Source organism: Acidovorax sp. Root217 (assembly GCF_001428645.1).
Lineage (GTDB): Bacteria > Pseudomonadota > Gammaproteobacteria > Burkholderiales > Burkholderiaceae_C > Acidovorax.
The window spans coordinates 1-1138 of record NZ_LMIH01000031.1; the positions used below are offsets into that span (position 1 = coordinate 1).

A 1138-nucleotide genomic window follows, 5' to 3' on the forward strand; every position below is an offset into this window, starting at 1 on the left:
GGCGGATTCAAAAGCGAAGCGCAACACCCTGGATTTCAATGAACAAGGGTGGAGTGCTGCGGGTTGTTGATCAGCAACTCGCGGTACACAGCCAGCGGTGATCGTACCCCCAGCCCCTTTCTGGGGCGGTTATTGATCTCATCGGCTATCGCATCGAGTTGCTCCTGGCTGTAGATGCTCAGGTCCGTTCCCTTGGGCAGATACTGGCGCACCAGGCCATTCATGTTCTCGTTGGAGCCCCTTTGCCAGGGGCTGTGCGGGTCGCAGAAGTACACCGCTATGCCGGTTTGCTCGCTGAGTTTCTTGTGCATGCTCATCTCCCGACCCTGGTCGTACGTCATGCTCAGGCGCATCGGCTGGGCAATGCCCAGCAGCTTGTCCGTGAAGCCCTGCAAGACGTTGGCAGCACTGGCCGGCTTGAACTCAGGGAGCTTGACCAGCATGACCAATCGGCTGGTGCGCTCCACCAACGTCCCTACTGCACTGGCATTGCCTTCGCCCTTGATCAAGTCGCCTTCCCAGTGCCCGGGGAACTGGCGGTCTTCGATCTCTGGCGGGCGTACGTGAATACTCAGCATGTCCGGGATCTGGCCCCTGCGGTCCTTGCCCTTGCTGCGCGGCACGCGCTTGTTGTGGGCGTGGCGCAAGGTGGCGATCAGTTCTTTGCGCAGCTCGCCCACGGGCATGGCATAGATGCAGTTGTAGATGGTCTCGTGTGACACTCGGTGCTCATGGCCTTTGGGATGCAAGCGTGCCAGTGTCAGGGCAATCTGCTCGGGCGACCAGTGAAGCCGCAGCAAATGGCCCACCAGGGCCCACAGGATGGAGTCAGCGTGCAGCTTGACTGCGGGCCTACCAGCGCGCCTGCGCTGTAGGCAAAGGCTCTGCGCCTTGACGCTGCCATAGTCCGATGGATGGCCCGATGGATGGCCGTTGCGCACCAGCTCCCGGCTGATGGTGGCCGGTGAGCGCAGAAGTTGCCTTGCGATGGCCCGCACGCTGAAGTTCTGCTGCTTCAGGCTGGCAATGGTGACTCGGTCTTCGGGCTGCAGTTGGCTGTAGTGGCTGGAGCGGGAGGGGTTGTGCATCTGCGGACCTTACAGGGTGGCAGGTGTTGCACTTCAGTTTTGAATCCGCC

1 protein-coding gene is annotated in these 1138 nt (G+C 61.2%); it reads right to left on the bottom strand.

The window, feature by feature from the left end; all coding sequences use genetic code 11:
• Positions 1-35 precede the first annotated feature (35 nt).
• Positions 36-1088, bottom strand: a complete 1053-nt coding sequence (locus ASE31_RS25110; protein ID WP_057204809.1) for an IS30 family transposase — start codon at positions 1086-1088, stop codon at positions 36-38.
• Positions 1089-1138: the final 50 nt, after the last annotated feature.

Excerpts from the sequence above, each read along its gene's own strand:
- ASE31_RS25110 (WP_057204809.1), bottom strand. The coding sequence starts at position 1,088 with ATGCACAACCCCTCCCGCTCCAGCCACTACAGCCAACTGCAGCCCGAA.